The following is a 14,935-nucleotide window of genomic DNA, read 5'->3' on the forward strand; positions in this document are numbered from 1 at the left end:
GCTACCGTGCCGACGTCGCGAACTCCTATACGACGTTGTGGACCAACGGCTTGTGCCGAGAGCTTGCAAGCGTGGGCCGGAGAGACGGTCCGGGGAGCACTGCACACTCAGGTTGATCGTGCTGAAGGACGGTGGTTCAGCTGCCGCCTGTCAGACCGTGCTGGAGACCCACCACCGCCTCGGCACCACCGGCCGAGGGGATCGAGCAATTCAGGATGGTGGCTCGCGATGTCCCGCCCGATGCGGACCTGCCACGGGTTTCGGAAGCTCTTGGAGCAAGGCGAGGCTGAGGGATGGTGGTGCTGGGAGGAAGGATGCGTCACCGCCGCTTGGCGATCCACGGCCACCGCTGACCACCGCGTTCACAATAATCATCTCCCTCGGATGCCATGCGCTCAGCCTCACTTGCTGTCCGCCCATTCTTCGCTGTTCCACATGACGGGCATGGCGCCGACGGGCTCGAATCGGATCTGCGGGTCGTTGCTCTGGACCAGGCAGATCAGACGGCGGCGCAGTACGGTCGCCTGCCGGGCCTGGTCGGCGATGATGTCCAGGACGACCTGCGCCGCCCTGGGGCAGGTCGTCGTAAACCGGTCGTAGTCGCTGAAGGCGAGGGCCAGTCCGGCGCCGTCGGGAGCGTCGTCGTAGCCGCCGTAGCAGGCCACGTCGCCGAGGCAGTCGTTGAGCGCGTCCAGGTTGTGCCCGTAGTAGTCGGGAAAGTCCAGAGCCGCAGCCATTGCGCGGTGCATGTCTCGCTCCGTGCTCCATTGGCCGGCTTCCAGGCGGATCACGTGGAAGCCGCAATCTTCGAGACGTTCGGTCGCCTGTGTGAGGAGACGCTTGCGCCAGAAGAGGGTGACGAAGCTGTTGATCATGTACTCGATACCGGGGAGCCGAGTCGCGGTGGCCTGTGCCGAAGCGTGTGACGCGTCGCTTCGGTAGGCGTCGAGGAGACGGAAGAATTCGTCGACGGGAGTTGAGTCCCCAGGGGTGTTGCGCTCGATGTCTGCTGCCCAACCGAGCGGGCTGGTGCCGCCGAGGCGTGTTCCGAGCCACTGACTGAAGGCTCCTCCGTGCCAGAAGTCGCAGAGCTCATTGATGGAGTGCACGCCGAGGGCTACCTGGTAGCCCATCAGCATGGACTGCAGATCGCGAAGTGAGCCGCCGGACAGCCACGCACTGGGCCGGAGACGGATCTGCTCCAGGAAGTCGTACACGTCCGTGCAGTCCTGCCAGTGCTTGGCCGTGGAGGCCGGGAGGTCTTCGGTCGACATGTTCCGACCCTACGATGCGAACTCTGGCCCACTTCTTGTGGTGCGGCCACGCGGGGTAGTCAAGGGCCGAAACTCTCACCTACAAAGCCAGCAGATGTTCGGCCGAGCCGGATTCCTACTCCTGCGAAAGCGAGTACTGCTCTACAGGTGACCGACGCGTCAGGACGGCTGTCCCGCTGGCTCGTACCCCTCATCGATTCGGCGAGGAGCCACCCCGAGAACCAAGCTCTCCATGGCGTGAGGCATCTGTCCGAAGCTGGCAACCCAGGTCTCGACGAGATAAATCACGCCCGCTTCATCGATGCCAAGGAAGAACCGGCCGTGGTCCAGCTCGCCGAGCGGGTAAAGATGGCGCCCGATCGCTTCGCCCCACTCCGTGAATCGGTCATCCTCGCCCCAGGCCAGCTCGGGGTCCAGCTCGAACGGCGTGCGTGCACAGCTGATCCCTGGCCCGCTGACGTTCACAGCCAAACCGCCGAACTCTTGCAGGAAGGCGTCCGCAGCGTCGTGCATGGCGAGGCCGACCGCTTCGAACATGGATCGCCAACGAGCCGTGTCTACCTTCCGTCCAGGCGTCCATCCCGAGGCCTCCAACACCTCATCTACCTCTGGCGACCAGCTACTCATCTGGGGCCCCGACTCCTCAGTTATGGGTGAGTAGTGATCATCTCAGTGGCCGAAGTCGCTGAACAGTGTGTGACCGCTTCACGGAAAGCGAGCCAGAACCTGGAAACCAGGAACGGTTGTCGAAGTGTTCAAAGAACGCGCGAGGGTCAGCAGCCCGGCAAACGTTGCCGAGCAGTGAGAACACGCCTTGGTCTCCTCGTGCCACGTGGCCCGGGGTTCAGGATGAACGTCAGTCGAGACGAGCGTCGAGCTCAGGTCGATGCGGTGCGCGCGCGAATGCGGTGCGCGGTCCGCAGTCCCTGCTTGGCGGCGGTTGCCACGAGGCCACCGAGGGTGGTTCTGGCGAGGTCGTGGGCGGCGAGGCGTTCCAGTGCCGGCAGAGCCCGGTCGTCGGCGGTGGAGCCGAGCGCGCGGCAGGCCAGTGCCCTGAGGTCCGGGTCCGGATCGGTGGTGAGGGCGATCAGGTCGTCCACCACCGGCGGGCCGGAGGCAGCGATCGCTGAGGCGAGATAATTGGCCTTCGGATTCCGGCGTTCCATCATGGCCTGCCAGAGCACAGCGAGCGCCCGATCGCCGCCGATCTGGCCGAGCGCCAGAGCAGCCCTGCTGCGTACCCAGTCGGTCTCGTCGTTCAGCCGGGCTGTCAGGGCGGGCACGGCAGCCGGTTCCTCAAAGAGGCCGAGCGCCTCGCAGGCACCCTCGCGGACCATCGGATCGGGATGGTCCAGCAGGGCGGTGATCAGCGGAACGGCCCGTCGCAAGCCGAGTTCGGCACAGGCGAGCGCCGACCACCGCACCCCACGGTGCCCGGTGTCGGCGAGCGCGCGCAGGAGGCCCGGTTCGACGGTCGCGTCTCCGAACAGGGCTATCCGGTTGAGTGCCTTGGTCCAGACGGTGACATCCTGCGTCCGGTGGTCGGAGGCGATCTCGGACAGGGCCGCCAGGGCTTGCGGATGGCCGAGCTCGGCCCACTCCAGCAGGGCGTCGATCGCCCGCATCCCGGTCGTGCGGTTCCTGCTCAGCTCGGCGGCGTGGACGGTGACGAGGGATGTCGGCCCGTCCGGCGGGTGGCCGAGTGCGTCCCCGAGCGGGCCGGCGAGCGATGGTTCGAGCTCGCCCAACGACAGGGCCAGTGGGCCGATTCGGGTGCCGACGTCCGCGTCGTAGCGGCCGTCGCCCCGCAGGTTCGCGGCCAGCTTGGCGACCGTACGGAACAGCAGCCATGCGCGGTCCGATGGGGAATCAGCGACGGCGTCGAGTCGGCCGGACATCGCCGCGGTGACGGCGGTCGGCGGGCGACCGGTGGCCTCCAGGACCGCCTCCGCCCAGGCGAGTGGCTCGCCCTGACGCTCGTAGAGCTGGCGACCCCACAGGCGGAGGACGGCGTCACGGTGGTCGGTCACCCCAGGATCGTTCCAGCAGGGAACACCGACAGCCAACGGATTTTCCTCGCGGCCAGTCGGGTGCCAGATCATCTCGGCATTACTCCGGCAGTTGTTACGAGCACCATCATGGGCTGGACGGCGTAGTCCGTCCGGCTGGCCAGCGCATGACATCCTGACCCAGTGCTCCTGAACGATCTCTCCAGCAGTGTCGCCCTCCTACCAGTGCGCTATCAGTTCGCCACCGTCCGGGGCGACTCGTACGACGACAACTGGCTGGTCATTGACGGCACGGTGATGACTCCCGAAGGCAGCTGGTCCTTCGCCGATCCGTGTCTGCTCACCGATGAGGCCCGCCAGGTGTCCACGTGGCTGCGCGCGGTGGCCGCGGGGACGGTGGGCGTCACCGAACCTGATGCCGAAGGTGAGCTGTTGCCGGACACCTGGTTCATCGAGCCGGTCGTGGCTTTCAGCCTCGCCAATCGAAGCGAGGGCGGGACCGCGGTGATTCGCATTCATCTGTCTTTGGAGGCGGCACCGCCGTGGCAACAGGGTGATGGCGGAGCTGACATCTACCAGTACGTCGTGGAGGTAAGTGTGGACGCTGCGGCGCTGGTTCACGCGGCTGACCAGTGGGACCTCGCTCTGGCTTCCTTCCCGCCCCGCTGATCACCGTTCATGTGCGACAACCCGCCTTGCTTTGTTCGCGAGATCCGTCTCAGTCGGGCAGCCACCTGACTCTCCCAGCTTCAACCGATTCCTACTCGCAGTGGCGGAGCGGTCCTTTCTACGCGCGCGGCTGGGCCGCTGCCTGGTTCGGCGGCCCCTACCCGGAGGTGCCGCAGGCCCGCGAGCACCTCGGCATCGGCGACGACGAGCAACTGCTCGGCTACCTGTACAACAGGGCGCGTTAGTGCACCGTAACCCACGGCGCCCCAACCAGCTCGCCATCAGCTTCCCGCGGCTCCTGGAGGTCCGCGGCCGGGACCTGGTCGTCACCGATCTCGACGCGGTCGACGGGACCCCGGTCATCGACCTGGCCCCCTACTTCCAGGAGATGGGCCCCCGCGGGCCCGTTCGTGAGCCGGCGTGGCTCCGGGAGATGCTCGGCGGCCACTACTGGGCTCCCGCCGACGAACGCGCCTGCCCGCCGGCGGCGCATCGTCGCCGTTCTGCATGGCGCCGTTCGCTGACGGGCCCGCACTGCTCGTCGGGGCGGTGATGACGGCGGCGTAGTCATGGGAGTGGTTGGCGGGCGGCATGGACCGCGGCCGCCTCCTGCCCGCGGCGAGCGCCTGGGGCAGTGCGTCTTGTCGGCGCCCTGCAGCGGTTGTCACGATGCACGGAGGCAGCAGTTCCCAGGGGCAGAGGAGGGTCACGATCTGTTCGAGGGTGCGGGGCCGGTAGAGGATGTCCGTCTCGGCGTACAGGCTGGCGAACTGCTCCATGACCTCGGGGGCCGTTTCGGTGGCGGCGTGGGTGAGGGACAGGGCGCTGCAGGCGGGGAAGCGTTCGCGCAGGGTGTTCATGACCGTGGTGGCCGTGGCATCGTCCATCCACTCCAGGAGCCCGTGGGCGAGCACACCGAAAGCCTCGGTGCGGTCGAGGTGACCGTAGGCGCCGGTCGCAGGGCGGCTGTGTCGCGGACGTCGGCGAACAGCGGGCGGGCGCAGGTCCGCGAGCAGAAGGGCCGCGGCCACCGCCATCCGTACCGGACTCTCAGTCGTGGCGATAGCCGTAGCGGGTCCAGTTGTCGAGGACGTGCTGCTGGAGCGCCGGCGGGTAGGAGCCGCGGAAGGACGCGGTGGTGCCGCGGAAGTCGTGGGGGAGGAGGCAGTCGGTGAGGGACTTGCCGCCCTTCCCCGCGCGGACCTCGTCCGGGGTGAGGTACGGGACCATCGGGATGCCCGGCGCGTCGGGGAAGGAGTGGTGGCCTGCTTCCGGGTGGCAGCGGGTGGCCATCGCCCACACCACTTGGTCGATGTCGGTGATGTCGATGTCGTCGTCGACCAGGATCACCTTGGGGACCAGCCAGCCGACGTGGGAGGCGAACAGCACCTCCGCCACCCGGTCGATCAGCTCTCGGCGCGTAAGCGCGAGCCGCCTCCACCGTTCCCGGTCGACGCTGACGACGATCCAGCAGGTGGCGGCTTCGTAGGAGCACCAGGTCAGGTCGATCGGCAGGCCGGCGGTGCGGAGCAGGTCGAGCGCCGCCGCGGAGATCATCGTGCCCCAGATGGTGTGGTTCTCCTCGGGAGGGAGTCCGGCGACGCAGACGGGCAGGACCGGTTCGTCGCGCCAGGTGACCGCCTCCACGCGGAAGACTGGCTGCTGCTTCCCTTCCGGGAACGCGTACCCGTGGTACTCACCCATCGGGCCCTCGAGCGCCGTCGCGTCGTCGTCGATGTATCCCTCCAGGACGATCTCGGAGTGGGCTGGGACGAGCAGGTCGTTGGTGCGGGCGCGCACGACCTCGACGGGGCTACCGGTGAGGGCTCCGACGTAGCCGTCCTCGCTGACACCGTCCGGCAGCGGCATCCCGGCCGCGGCCAGGGCGGCGGGCGGGGCGCCCAGCACCATGGCCCAGGGGGTGCGCTCGCCGCGCCGCCGCCACATCTCGCGGATCATGCCGATGTGCTGCTGGGGCATGGCCGGGCCGACAAGGGTCTGACGGTCGTGCAGCATCGTGCGGGCGACCGACCAGCTGGTCCAGGTGCCATCCGGGCTCCGTACGACATGAAAGCCGTAGGTGCCGAGGTAGCGTCCGCCGTCCTCCTGGTGCAGGAGGGGCACCGGGAGCGTCTCCAGGTCGACGGCGTCTCCGGTGCGGACGTTCTGCTGGCAGGGTCCGTCGGGGACGACGACCGGTGCCAGGGGCGGGGCGCTCATGGCAGCGACCAGGTGTTCCAGGATCGTGCGCGGGTCCGCGGTACGGGGCAGGCCCAGGTGTGTGGCGAGTCGGCCGTACCGGGTGCGGGGGTCGCGGTTCAGTCCGGCGGGTGCCCCGAGGATACGGAAGCCCGGGGCGGTTCCGCTGAGGGCGGTGAAGAGGGGGGCGGGGGCCTGTGTCTCGTAGGCGCGGCGGGTGATCGCGCCGACCTCCAGGTGCGGGTCGACGGTCTGGGCGATGGCCACGGCGTCCTCGTCTGCGAGGAGCCGGGTGAGGAAGGCGCGAAAGTCCAGGGCGGGATCGGACTGATTCATGGTGCCGGGTCGCTTTCTTCCGCCGCTCACGGGCGGCGAGGTTCGTGTGCGGAGGGCGGTGGGGTCGGTCAGGCGGTGCGTGCAGCCCGCATACCGCTCCAGCGGCGCGCGAAGGGCGCCTGGAGACCGAGTTGGTCGAGGATCCGCGCGACGATGTGCTCGACGATGTCGTCGACGTCGCGCGGGTGGTTGTAGAAGGCCGGCATCGGCGGAACGATCCGGACCCCCATGCGCGCGAGGGTGAGCATGTTCTCCAGGTGGATCTCGCTGAGCGGGGTCTCCCTGGGCACCAGCACCAGCGTCCGGTTCTCCTTCAGCACGACGTCGGCCGCGCGTTGCACGAGTCCCTCGGCGTAGCCGGCGCGGATGCCTGCCAAGGTCTTCATGCTGCAGGGAACGATCACCATGGCGTCGGTACGGAATGAGCCGGAGGAGATCGGAGCGCCCTGGTCCTCGGAGTGGTGCACGACGTCGGCGAGTTCGGCCACATCCCGTGCCGACCGGCCGGTCTCCAGCTCGATGGTGGCGCGCGCCCAACGGCTGAGGACCAGGTGCGTCTCGACGCCGGAGTCTTCCGACAGGCGTTCCAGCAGCCGCAGGCCGAGGACGGCGCCTGTCGCACCGGTCATGCCCACGACGATGCGCAGGCGCGGCGTCCCAAGGTGAGCGGCGTGGGCCGCCTGCTCAGAGGCATGGTGCTTTTCGGTCATGACGAGGGTCCTGCCGGTCCGGTCGATCCCCGTCGGTTTCGGGGATGCTGCACTGGTCACACTAGGTACGGCCACACGTCCGTCAGGGGTACTCTCGGGCAGACCATGCGCAGAATCGGACAAGACGGCGACATCGCGAACTTTCCCTTTCCCGTGACGCCGGGCGGCCCGCCGGGTGTCGAGGTCACCGACCTCGCGGGGTGGCGGAGGCGGGTCGAACGGCTGGGCCGGCCGGCCGGGGCGGCGGTCCGGCCCGGGTTCCATCTGTTGATCACGGTGCGTTCCGGTGTCCTCGACTGCGAGGTGGACCTGACCGAGTGCCTCATGGACGCCGGTTCCTGGCTGTGGGTGCGTCCGGGGCAGGTCCTGCGGCTCCGGGGCGACGGCTGTGGTGAGGACGTCGACGCCGCATGCGCGTCGGTGATCCTCTTTCAGCCGAGCTTCCTGGACAGCGCCACCGTCGCCTCGGCCCGACTGGACCGGAGGGCATGGCGGCTGCCACTCACGCCCCCATCCGGCCTGCGTGAGCCCGTGACCCGGACGCTGGAACTCCTGGAGAACGAGTACCAGGACCTGCGGAACCTGCCCCTCGACGCGCACATCGAGGTGGTCCGTCACCTGCTGGCCGTCCTCGTGCTCCGTCTCAGCCACCTTCCGGGCGGCCACCGCCGACACACGGCGGGGGACGACACCTTCCGTCGCTTCCAGCAGGCCGTGGAGAGCGACTTCACGCGCCTGCACCAGGTCGAGCAGTACGCCGCCGAACTCGGCTACAGCGTGCGGACGCTGACCCGGGCCAGCAACGCGGCGGTCGGACGCGGAGCGAAGGCCTTCATCGACGACCGCCTCGTACTGGAGGCCAAACGGCTTCTCCTGCATACCGAACTGCTCACCGCAGCCATCGGCGAGCGGCTCGGCTTCCCCTCCGCGACGGTGTTCTCCCGCTTCTTCCGCCAACGGACCGACGAGACGCCCGCAGGCTTCCGCAGCCGGGCCAGGGCCCTGCGCACTGGCACCGGGACGGGAGCGCTCTGAACGCCGCCCGGTTGGGACGCGAAGCCCTCGATCTCAGTCGAGTTGTCGACGATCCGGCGGTCTGGACGCCGAGGCATCGGATCGCCGGAACGCTCGACAAGGCGCTTCCTGAGCTGTTCGCGCCTGACTCTGACCAGCGGTCTGAAGCCGCCCGTCAGAGGCTGCGGCCGGAGTACTGATCGAGCGGCGACGGGTTGGGGTTCGTGGGAGGTTCCGTTGCGGAGCATGGCGAACAAGACGCCGGCCCCGCCTCTGGCGAGGCAGAGCAGTGCTTGGGCGTGGTGCTTGCCCTGGGCGATCCTCTTGTCGGAGTAGGCGTTCAAGCCAATCGCCAATCCGCGACTTGACCGTCTCAGCTTCCTCCTTGCTCGTGCAGAACACGGCGCACGAAGCGCACACCTCCGCCAATGGACAAGATCAGCCTTACTCTGGCAGCCCGCCAGAAAGGGCTCTGTCCTCTCTGCGGTCAGGCGCTCATCGTTGGGGCAGAATACGAGCCGGAAAGCCCACGCGAGTAGATCGACTGGTTCGACGCGATGAAGAAGCGGTTGCACAAACACCACTTCGCCTACCGACGAGACGGCGGATCTGATGAAGTCAAGAACCTTCGACTCGTTCACTCCGAATGCCATCAGCAGCTTCATGCACGAGATGGCATCAACAAAAAGCAGATTCTGTGAAGCCTTTGGGCTTGCTTGAGCCGTGGTGCCTGGAGACAGGCATGCCCGGTTCTGAGGGGGCCGGGTCATGGCAACATGACCCGGCTACCCGACCAATGGCGCGGTCTGGCCACCCGCTACGAGAAGACCGCCACGGTCTACCGTGCCGGTCTCCTCATCGCGGGCATTTTCCTCTGGTCCGCCCGCTGAAGCACAGGCAGCTCACGACCGCAGGCGCTCCCCTGAATCTGCCCCGCACGGGGGAGGGCAGTAGAGTCCCTGGTCATGGGGATGGGGACGCTGTGGCGCAGTGGCGCGAGTGGCCCGCCTGCCGTGCCTGACGCGTGCGGCGGCGGCCACCATGTCCTGCGTACCGGGCGCCTGCTCCTGCGCACGCCACGGGATGTGCTGGACATGAACATAGGCCTGGCGGTCTCATCGGACGCGGAGGCGCAGCGGTGGCTTGGATGGAGAGCCGAGTTCGTTCACGACGGTCCGGTCGCTGAGGCTCTCCTCGGTATTGCTGAAGATCGTCGTGATGAGGTGCTGCGGGCGCTGGGTTTTCGGATGCGGCGCGAACTGAGGCGGCCGTTCGTGCCTGCCGGCGAGCTGCCGAGGCTGCCCCTGATTGCCTTCCAGGTGGATTCCGGACGTGTGGCGGGAATGAGCTCGGTCGAGCTGGACACGAGGACGATCGGACTCCAGATCGCGCCGACCTACAGGGGGCACGGACTGGGCAGCGAGCTCGCCCGGGCGACGGCTCTCTTCGCCCACACTCACCTGGGGGTGGACATCGTGCGGGCCGGCACCGAGACGTCGAACAGCCGCTGCCGTCGAGCGCTTGGTGCGGCGGGATTCCTCCCGTGCGACGGCCCGGCCCGGCACACCCTGCCCGACCGGAGGGTCATCGAAGCGGTCTGGTACCAGCACGGCGCCAGCGACGCCTCCACCTGCGGCGGCTAGCGGCCCGGCTCACAGGGCACGTCCTGTCCCGTGGTGGCCTCACTGCGAGGGCCCGGTGCGACACGGGGAGCACGCCGGTTCGACCGACGTGATCGTGGACGTCCTCGGCTACTACACGCACTGACAGGACCGGTCCCATGGAGGGGTGGCGCACCGTCTCGCGGCGGTACGCCACCCCTCCGCCCTTTCCGTCACCGGCAGCCGGCCAGGAAGTCCCCACCGCCTTCTCGAAGCCTCTATGGGTCGCGCGCCTGCACGCGCACGCGGTATCCCGCTTTACCAGGGGCGATACCTCGTTGTTAGGGTCGGCCGTCTCATGTGCCGGGGGGTGCAGGGGTCACAAGAGTTCGGGGAGGAACTGAGTTGCGTCGTCACGTGTGGAAGAGAACGGGGCTGTGCACAGCCCTGCTGATGGGACTGGTGGCGGGACCGATCTCCGTCGCGCAGGACGCGGTGGCCGCGCCGGCGGAGTCTGTGTTCCAGGTGGACCGGTACGTGCCGCGCACCGTCACCCCGCTGGGCGCGGGAGTTTCCGGTGTGCTGTACCGCCAGGAAGGCACCGGCGGCCTGCTGTGGACCGGGTGGGACGGCCGGACGCGGACGGTCGACCTCGGCGGCGGGTCGCTGACTGGAGGCGACTACAACGACCCGTACCGGGGCTGGCTGCCGGCTGGTACCGACGTACTGCTCTATTCGCAGGACGGCGCGTACTGGCGGATCGACCTCGCCACCGACGAGCGGGTCACGTTCAGGTTGCCCGAGGGGCACATCCTCCAGGAGCGCGTCGGCGACATGGTCGTGACCAGCACGGGTCGCGCCGGGAGCTACGCATACCACCTGCTCAAGGTCGCCCCCGACGGTTCTGTCACGACGGTGGCCGAAATGTCTGGGCCGGCCGACGCCGATCTGTGGGAGCAGGTGGCCGCCGACGAGCGGACCCTGGTCGTGCTCTACCCCGGTGGCAGCGACAACACGAACTTCTTCGGCCTGATCGACCTGCGGACAGGGGCCTTCACACGCGGGCCGCGCGCGGACAGCGCCCCGCGCACCCAGGTCGTCCTCACCCAGGACCGTCTCGCCTGGGTCACGTGGGACGGCAAGACCCTCCGCTCCGTGCCGCGGGACGACCCGTCCGCCACACCGACGGACGTCGCGCTGACCCCGCCCGGCTCCGCGCGTCCCGTCATCGCGGCCGCGGGCGAGGATCTCCTGCTCACCTGGACCAGCCGCAACGCGCAACTGTCGGACGACCCCGCCGGTTTCCCCCTGCGGCGCATCGGCTACGACGGCACTCGTGCCACGACCCTCGTGCGGCATGCCGGAGGGGCCCTGGCCACCAGCGCCGACGGCGACGTCGTCGTCGCCTCCGGGGCCGACTCCGCCCACTGGGCCCTGCGGAAGATGACCACCGACGGCCTGCGGACGACCGACCTCGCCGCCGTCCCACCCGTGGCCGCCAGTGTCCATCAGGTGTCCCTCGCCAATGGCCTGCTGGCAACGCAGGAGTCCGACAGCGCCCCGACCGCCGGCTTCTATACCCGTACGATCACGGCCACGCCGGACGGCTACCGCGCAGGCGAGCCCGTCCGCCGGGACTGGGCCATGGGTTGGGGCCCGTGGAACACCGGCGACGGCCGGTCCCTCTTGGTAGACAACCAGTCCGGGCAGGTCGTCGTCCAGGCGATCGGCCGCGAGGACCAGAGCTACTTCCGTGCGCCCTCCGCGACGGGCACGATGGTTTCCGTCACCGGACGCTACGCCGTCGTCAACGGCCTGAACCCCGACCGCCAGTACGTCGGTGACGTCTCCGACGACGCGAGCAGCTACGACCCGATCCGCACGCGTCCGGTCACCGCCGCCTCCGTCTGGGGCACCACGTACTGGACACCGGCCGGCACTCCTGGCGTCCTGTCCGCCGACGACCTGAAGACCGGCGCGAAGACCACGCTGAACACGGGCGCGCCTTGCGTCCCCAAGGACCTCCAGGCCGTGGGCCGCTGGCTCTACTGGTCCTGCGGGCCGACCGGCCCGGCCGGCGTGTACGACCGCACGGCGAAGAGGAACACCGCGGTCCCGGCAGGCGAGGCCCTCCTTGGCGACGGCTACCTCGTGCGCCACGACAAGACCGCCGGGCAGCTGGCACTTACCGCGTTCCGCGACGGAACGGCGGTCACCCGGGCCGTCGGCAGTGTCCCCACGTCCAATGCGTTCCGACGCGGCGTGGAGTGGACCGTCGACAGGTTCGGCGGGCCCCTCGCCTACGTCGATGCCGAAAGGCGCATCCACATCGTGCCGAGCGGCGTCGCCGCCGAGCCCTTCACCCTCGTGCAGGCCGCGGTGACCGCGCAGCAGCCCGTGTCGGCGTGGCAGCACTGGCGGCCCCGCTGGCTGACCTCCCGCCCCGCGGGCACCTGGCAGGTCGCTCTGCGCAACAAGCGCACCGGCGTCCTCGTACGCACCCTGAAGGGCAGCGGCGACGGTGCGACGGGCGGCGCGGTGACCGTCGACTGGGACGCACGGGACGAGCGCGGCCTCGGAGTCGAGAACGGCGACTACACATGGACGATGACCGCGTCCCCCGCAGACGGCGTCGGCGCCCCGCTCCAGCAGTCGGGCGTCGTGCGTCTTTCCGGCAGCACGGTAACGACCCCGGCGGGCACCTACGAGCCGCTCACTCCGACACGGCTCCTCGACACCCGCGCCGGGCTCGGCGCACCTAAGACTAAAGTCGGCCCCGGCCAAACCGTCTCGCTGAAGATCGCGGGCGTCGGCGGGGTGCCGTCGAGCGGGGTCACCGCCGTGGTCCTCAACGTGACGGCGACGAACCCGACCGCCGCCGGTTTCGTGTCGGTGTACCCCTCGGGCACCGAGCGGACCTCCGCGTCGAACCTCAACTTCGTCGCCGGACAGACCATCGCGAACGCCGTGGTCGTCCCCGTGGTCGACGGCAAGGTGGCCCTCTACAACCGTGCCGGCTCGGTGGACCTGCTCGCCGACGTCTCCGGCTACTTCGCCGAGGGCGATTCCGGCTCCACGTACCGGCCCGTGACCCCGGATCGGGTCCTGGACACCCGCTCAGGTCTCGGCGCGCCGAAGGCCAAGGTGGGCGCCGGCCGTACGGTGAGCGTGCAGGTGGCCGGTCGGGCCGGAGTGCCACAGAGCGGCGCGACCGCGGTCGTCCTGAACGTCACCGCGACCAATCCGACCGCCACGAGCTTCGTGTCCGTCTACCCGTCGGGCACTCAGCGCACCAGCGCGTCGACCTTGAACGTCACCGCCGGCCGCACCGTGCCGAACCTGGTGACCGTGCCGCTCGTCGACGGCAAGGTGAACCTGTACAACCACAACGGCTCGGTGGACCTGCTCGCCGACGTCGCCGGCTACTACACCAAGGACTCTGCGGCCGAAGGTTCCCGCTTCACCGCGGTGGGGCCGGTCCGCGTCATGGACACCCGCGCCGACCTCCCGCTGGGCACCGGCTACTCGGGCATCGGCCCCGCAGCGACCAGGTCACTGGGATTCCTGGGCCACAACCAGGTTCCGGCCACCGGAGTCAAAGCGGTCGTACTCAACGTGACCGCAACCGCCCCGACGGCACCGAGCTTCGTCTCGGTCTACCCGTACGGGACGACCCGGACCTCGGCCTCGAACCTCAACTTCATCGCAGGCCAGACCGTGCCCAACCTCGTAGTGGTGCCCATCGCCGACGGATCGGTCACCTTCTACAACCACAACGGTGAGGTCCACCTGATCGCCGACCTGGTCGGCTACTACCGCTAGTCTGCAACGGCCTACTCGCCAGTGTTCGGAGTCGATTACGACGCAGAGGAAGAAGACGGCGGGGCGACTAGGTACGGCAGGAGGGTCCGCGCTGACTGTCGTCGCCGTGGACCCGCGGGATCTCCGACGAGGGTTACGTCGCTGCTCATTCGAGTCCGAGGTCGGCCAGCAGCCGGAGTCTGTCGGGGGTGAGTTTGGCCCGGCGGGGCTTGGTGTTCGACAGCCGGATACCGAGCTTGACCTCGGTGCCGTCCTCAAGCCGCTCTACGTGAGCCCTGGGACCCGTCACAGAGCCGGTGCGGGCCTTGGTACTGCGCGAGGGGCCGCGACGCCCCGGTCGAAGGCATCCGAGCGGGCCGTGGAAGGCTTCGCGGGCGCTTGCGGCTCGGGCGGGGGGATGTCCGGTTTGCCGGTTTCGGTGAAAGTGGTTCGGACGTTGTTGGGTGTGGGATGGAACTGCAGGTCACGGAGCCTGCTCCCCGCGCAGGTGGGGATGGTCCCGACAGTGTCCACTCGTCCTCGGCTGGCGGCATCTGTTCCCCGTGCCTGCGGGTGGTGGTCCTGGGTGGAGCTTCACTTCGTCATCCTGGCCGGGCTGTTCCTCCCGGCATGCGGAATCTGTATAGGGCTCGCGTGTGGATGGTCCCTCAGTTGGCGGGTTGGAGGGTCGTCCGTACCCTCTGCTTCCTGGGTTCTGTGGTGGTTCGTCTTTTGTGGTTTGTGTGGGGGGTGTTGTTGTGGTGTCAGCTGGTGTTGTGGGTGGTTGTTTTGCGTTGTTGTCATGGGGGTGGGGTGCTGGGGTAGTTGACGGTGGGGGAGGGGCTGTGTGTCTGGTTTCGCGGTTTGCCTGTGTCCCGTAGGGGGCTTGTCTCGCTCCTTGTGATCTTGAAATTGGCCTAGACAATGGTTCCTTTGGCTCCACTCCGAGACATTACGCAGAGTGATGCTGCTTCATTGCCCTCAGACCGTTCTGCAGCGACGTATCGTGGCCGTTCTGTGTGTACAGCAGGAGATGCGTGGGGCCTGTGCCGGCCCCGCAGGGGCCCGGACCACCCCCTATCGACGCACCGTCAACTCCCACTGTAACCAGTCGACTTATCCCATCCTATCGCGCCGCCGAAGGCGGCCCCAGCGCCACACAACCCCACACCCACACTTCTCCACCCACCCCCACCATCCCGCAGGCACCGAAGGTGACTGCCCCTCAGCCAGCTTGGCGCCGCGCAGCGGCGCAGCGCCATTGGGAGTGACGCAGTCACAGATAGGTAGAGCACACCACTGAAATACAGTCACACACAATA

11 protein-coding genes and 2 pseudogenes are annotated in these 14,935 nt (G+C 68.5%); 6 read left to right on the forward strand and 7 right to left on the reverse strand.

Annotated elements, in window-relative coordinates; all coding sequences use genetic code 11:
• Nucleotides 1–401: 401 nt before the first annotated feature.
• From AB0Q96_RS36615 to AB0Q96_RS36625, 3 genes are all read right to left on the reverse strand, one after another.
• Nucleotides 402–1,274 (reverse strand): barstar family protein, encoded by an 873-nt coding sequence (locus AB0Q96_RS36615; RefSeq protein ID WP_365333225.1) that lies wholly within the window; start codon nt 1,272–1,274, stop codon nt 402–404.
• 159 nt (nt 1,275–1,433) lie between these two features.
• Nucleotides 1,434–1,901: an SUKH-3 domain-containing protein gene (locus AB0Q96_RS36620; RefSeq protein ID WP_365333227.1), complete on the reverse strand. Its 468-nt coding sequence runs from the start codon at nt 1,899–1,901 to the stop codon at nt 1,434–1,436.
• Nucleotides 1,902–2,152: 251 nt separating this feature from the next.
• Nucleotides 2,153–3,304, reverse strand: a complete 1,152-nt coding sequence (locus AB0Q96_RS36625; RefSeq protein ID WP_365333228.1) for a HEAT repeat domain-containing protein — start codon at nt 3,302–3,304, stop codon at nt 2,153–2,155.
• Nucleotides 3,305–3,466: 162 nt separating this feature from the next.
• Between AB0Q96_RS36625 and AB0Q96_RS36630 the strand changes: the two genes are divergently transcribed.
• Together AB0Q96_RS36630 and AB0Q96_RS36635 are read left to right on the forward strand one after the other, a co-directional pair.
• Entirely contained in the window at nt 3,467–3,952 is a 486-nt protein-coding gene (locus tag AB0Q96_RS36630) for a hypothetical protein (RefSeq protein WP_365333229.1), read from the forward strand.
• A gap of 100 nt (nt 3,953–4,052) precedes the next feature.
• Nucleotides 4,053–4,424 (forward strand): annotated as a pseudogene (locus AB0Q96_RS36635) (TrmO family methyltransferase); the annotation flags it as partial.
• On the opposite strand, the gene AB0Q96_RS36640 reads toward AB0Q96_RS36635, so the two are convergent.
• From AB0Q96_RS36640 to AB0Q96_RS36650, 3 genes are all read right to left on the reverse strand, one after another.
• Entirely contained in the window at nt 4,312–4,989 is a 678-nt protein-coding gene (locus tag AB0Q96_RS36640) for an SAM-dependent methyltransferase (protein WP_365333231.1), read from the reverse strand. The pseudogene AB0Q96_RS36635 and the gene AB0Q96_RS36640 overlap by 113 nt on opposite strands.
• Before the next feature lie 13 nt (nt 4,990–5,002).
• On the reverse strand, nt 5,003–6,487 hold the full coding sequence (locus AB0Q96_RS36645) for a UbiD family decarboxylase (RefSeq protein WP_365333233.1): 1,485 nt from the start codon (nt 6,485–6,487) through the stop codon (nt 5,003–5,005).
• Between the two features lie 68 nt (nt 6,488–6,555).
• Entirely contained in the window at nt 6,556–7,134 is a 579-nt protein-coding gene (locus AB0Q96_RS36650) for a non-oxidative hydroxyarylic acid decarboxylases subunit B (RefSeq protein WP_365333242.1), read from the reverse strand.
• 168 nt (nt 7,135–7,302) lie between these two features.
• Here AB0Q96_RS36650 and AB0Q96_RS36655 point away from each other — a divergent pair, with 168 nt between their 5' ends.
• Nucleotides 7,303–8,232, forward strand: coding sequence for an AraC family transcriptional regulator (locus AB0Q96_RS36655; protein ID WP_365333236.1), 930 nt, complete (start codon nt 7,303–7,305; stop codon nt 8,230–8,232).
• A 194-nt stretch (nt 8,233–8,426) separates the two neighbouring features.
• Here the strand turns inward: AB0Q96_RS36655 and AB0Q96_RS36660 are convergent.
• Nucleotides 8,427–8,546: pseudogene (locus AB0Q96_RS36660) on the reverse strand (IS110 family transposase); the annotation flags it as partial.
• 222 nt (nt 8,547–8,768) lie between these two features.
• Between AB0Q96_RS36660 and AB0Q96_RS36665 the strand changes: the two are divergent.
• From AB0Q96_RS36665 to AB0Q96_RS36675, 3 genes are all read left to right on the forward strand, one after another.
• Entirely contained in the window at nt 8,769–8,912 is a 144-nt protein-coding gene (locus AB0Q96_RS36665; RefSeq protein ID WP_365333238.1) for an HNH endonuclease, read from the forward strand.
• A 270-nt stretch (nt 8,913–9,182) separates the two neighbouring features.
• Nucleotides 9,183–9,854, forward strand: a complete 672-nt coding sequence (locus tag AB0Q96_RS36670; RefSeq protein ID WP_365333244.1) for a GNAT family N-acetyltransferase — start codon at nt 9,183–9,185, stop codon at nt 9,852–9,854.
• A gap of 375 nt (nt 9,855–10,229) precedes the next feature.
• Entirely contained in the window at nt 10,230–13,634 is a 3,405-nt protein-coding gene (locus AB0Q96_RS36675) for a hypothetical protein (protein WP_365333240.1), read from the forward strand.
• Nucleotides 13,635–14,935 lie beyond the last annotated feature (1,301 nt).

Origin of the sequence: Streptomyces sp. NPDC093111, assembly GCF_040683955.1 — a bacterium.
In the GTDB taxonomy this organism is placed as follows: domain Bacteria; phylum Actinomycetota; class Actinomycetes; order Streptomycetales; family Streptomycetaceae; genus Streptomyces.

What these genes read in the sequence shown, in the direction of transcription:
- AB0Q96_RS36665 (WP_365333238.1), top strand. Translation starts at nt 8,769, where the DNA reads ATGAAGAAGCGGTTGCACAAACACCACTTCGCCTACCGACGAGACGGC.
- AB0Q96_RS36620 (WP_365333227.1), bottom strand. Translation starts at nt 1,901, where the DNA reads ATGAGTAGCTGGTCGCCAGAGGTAGATGAGGTGTTGGAGGCCTCGGGA.
- AB0Q96_RS36655 (WP_365333236.1), top strand. Translation starts at nt 7,303, where the DNA reads ATGCGCAGAATCGGACAAGACGGCGACATCGCGAACTTTCCCTTTCCC.
- AB0Q96_RS36670 (WP_365333244.1), top strand. Translation starts at nt 9,183, where the DNA reads ATGGGGACGCTGTGGCGCAGTGGCGCGAGTGGCCCGCCTGCCGTGCCT.
- AB0Q96_RS36615 (WP_365333225.1), bottom strand. Translation starts at nt 1,274, where the DNA reads ATGTCGACCGAAGACCTCCCGGCCTCCACGGCCAAGCACTGGCAGGAC.
- AB0Q96_RS36645 (WP_365333233.1), bottom strand. Translation starts at nt 6,487, where the DNA reads ATGAATCAGTCCGATCCCGCCCTGGACTTTCGCGCCTTCCTCACCCGG.
- AB0Q96_RS36640 (WP_365333231.1), bottom strand. Translation starts at nt 4,989, where the DNA reads ATGGCGGTGGCCGCGGCCCTTCTGCTCGCGGACCTGCGCCCGCCCGCT.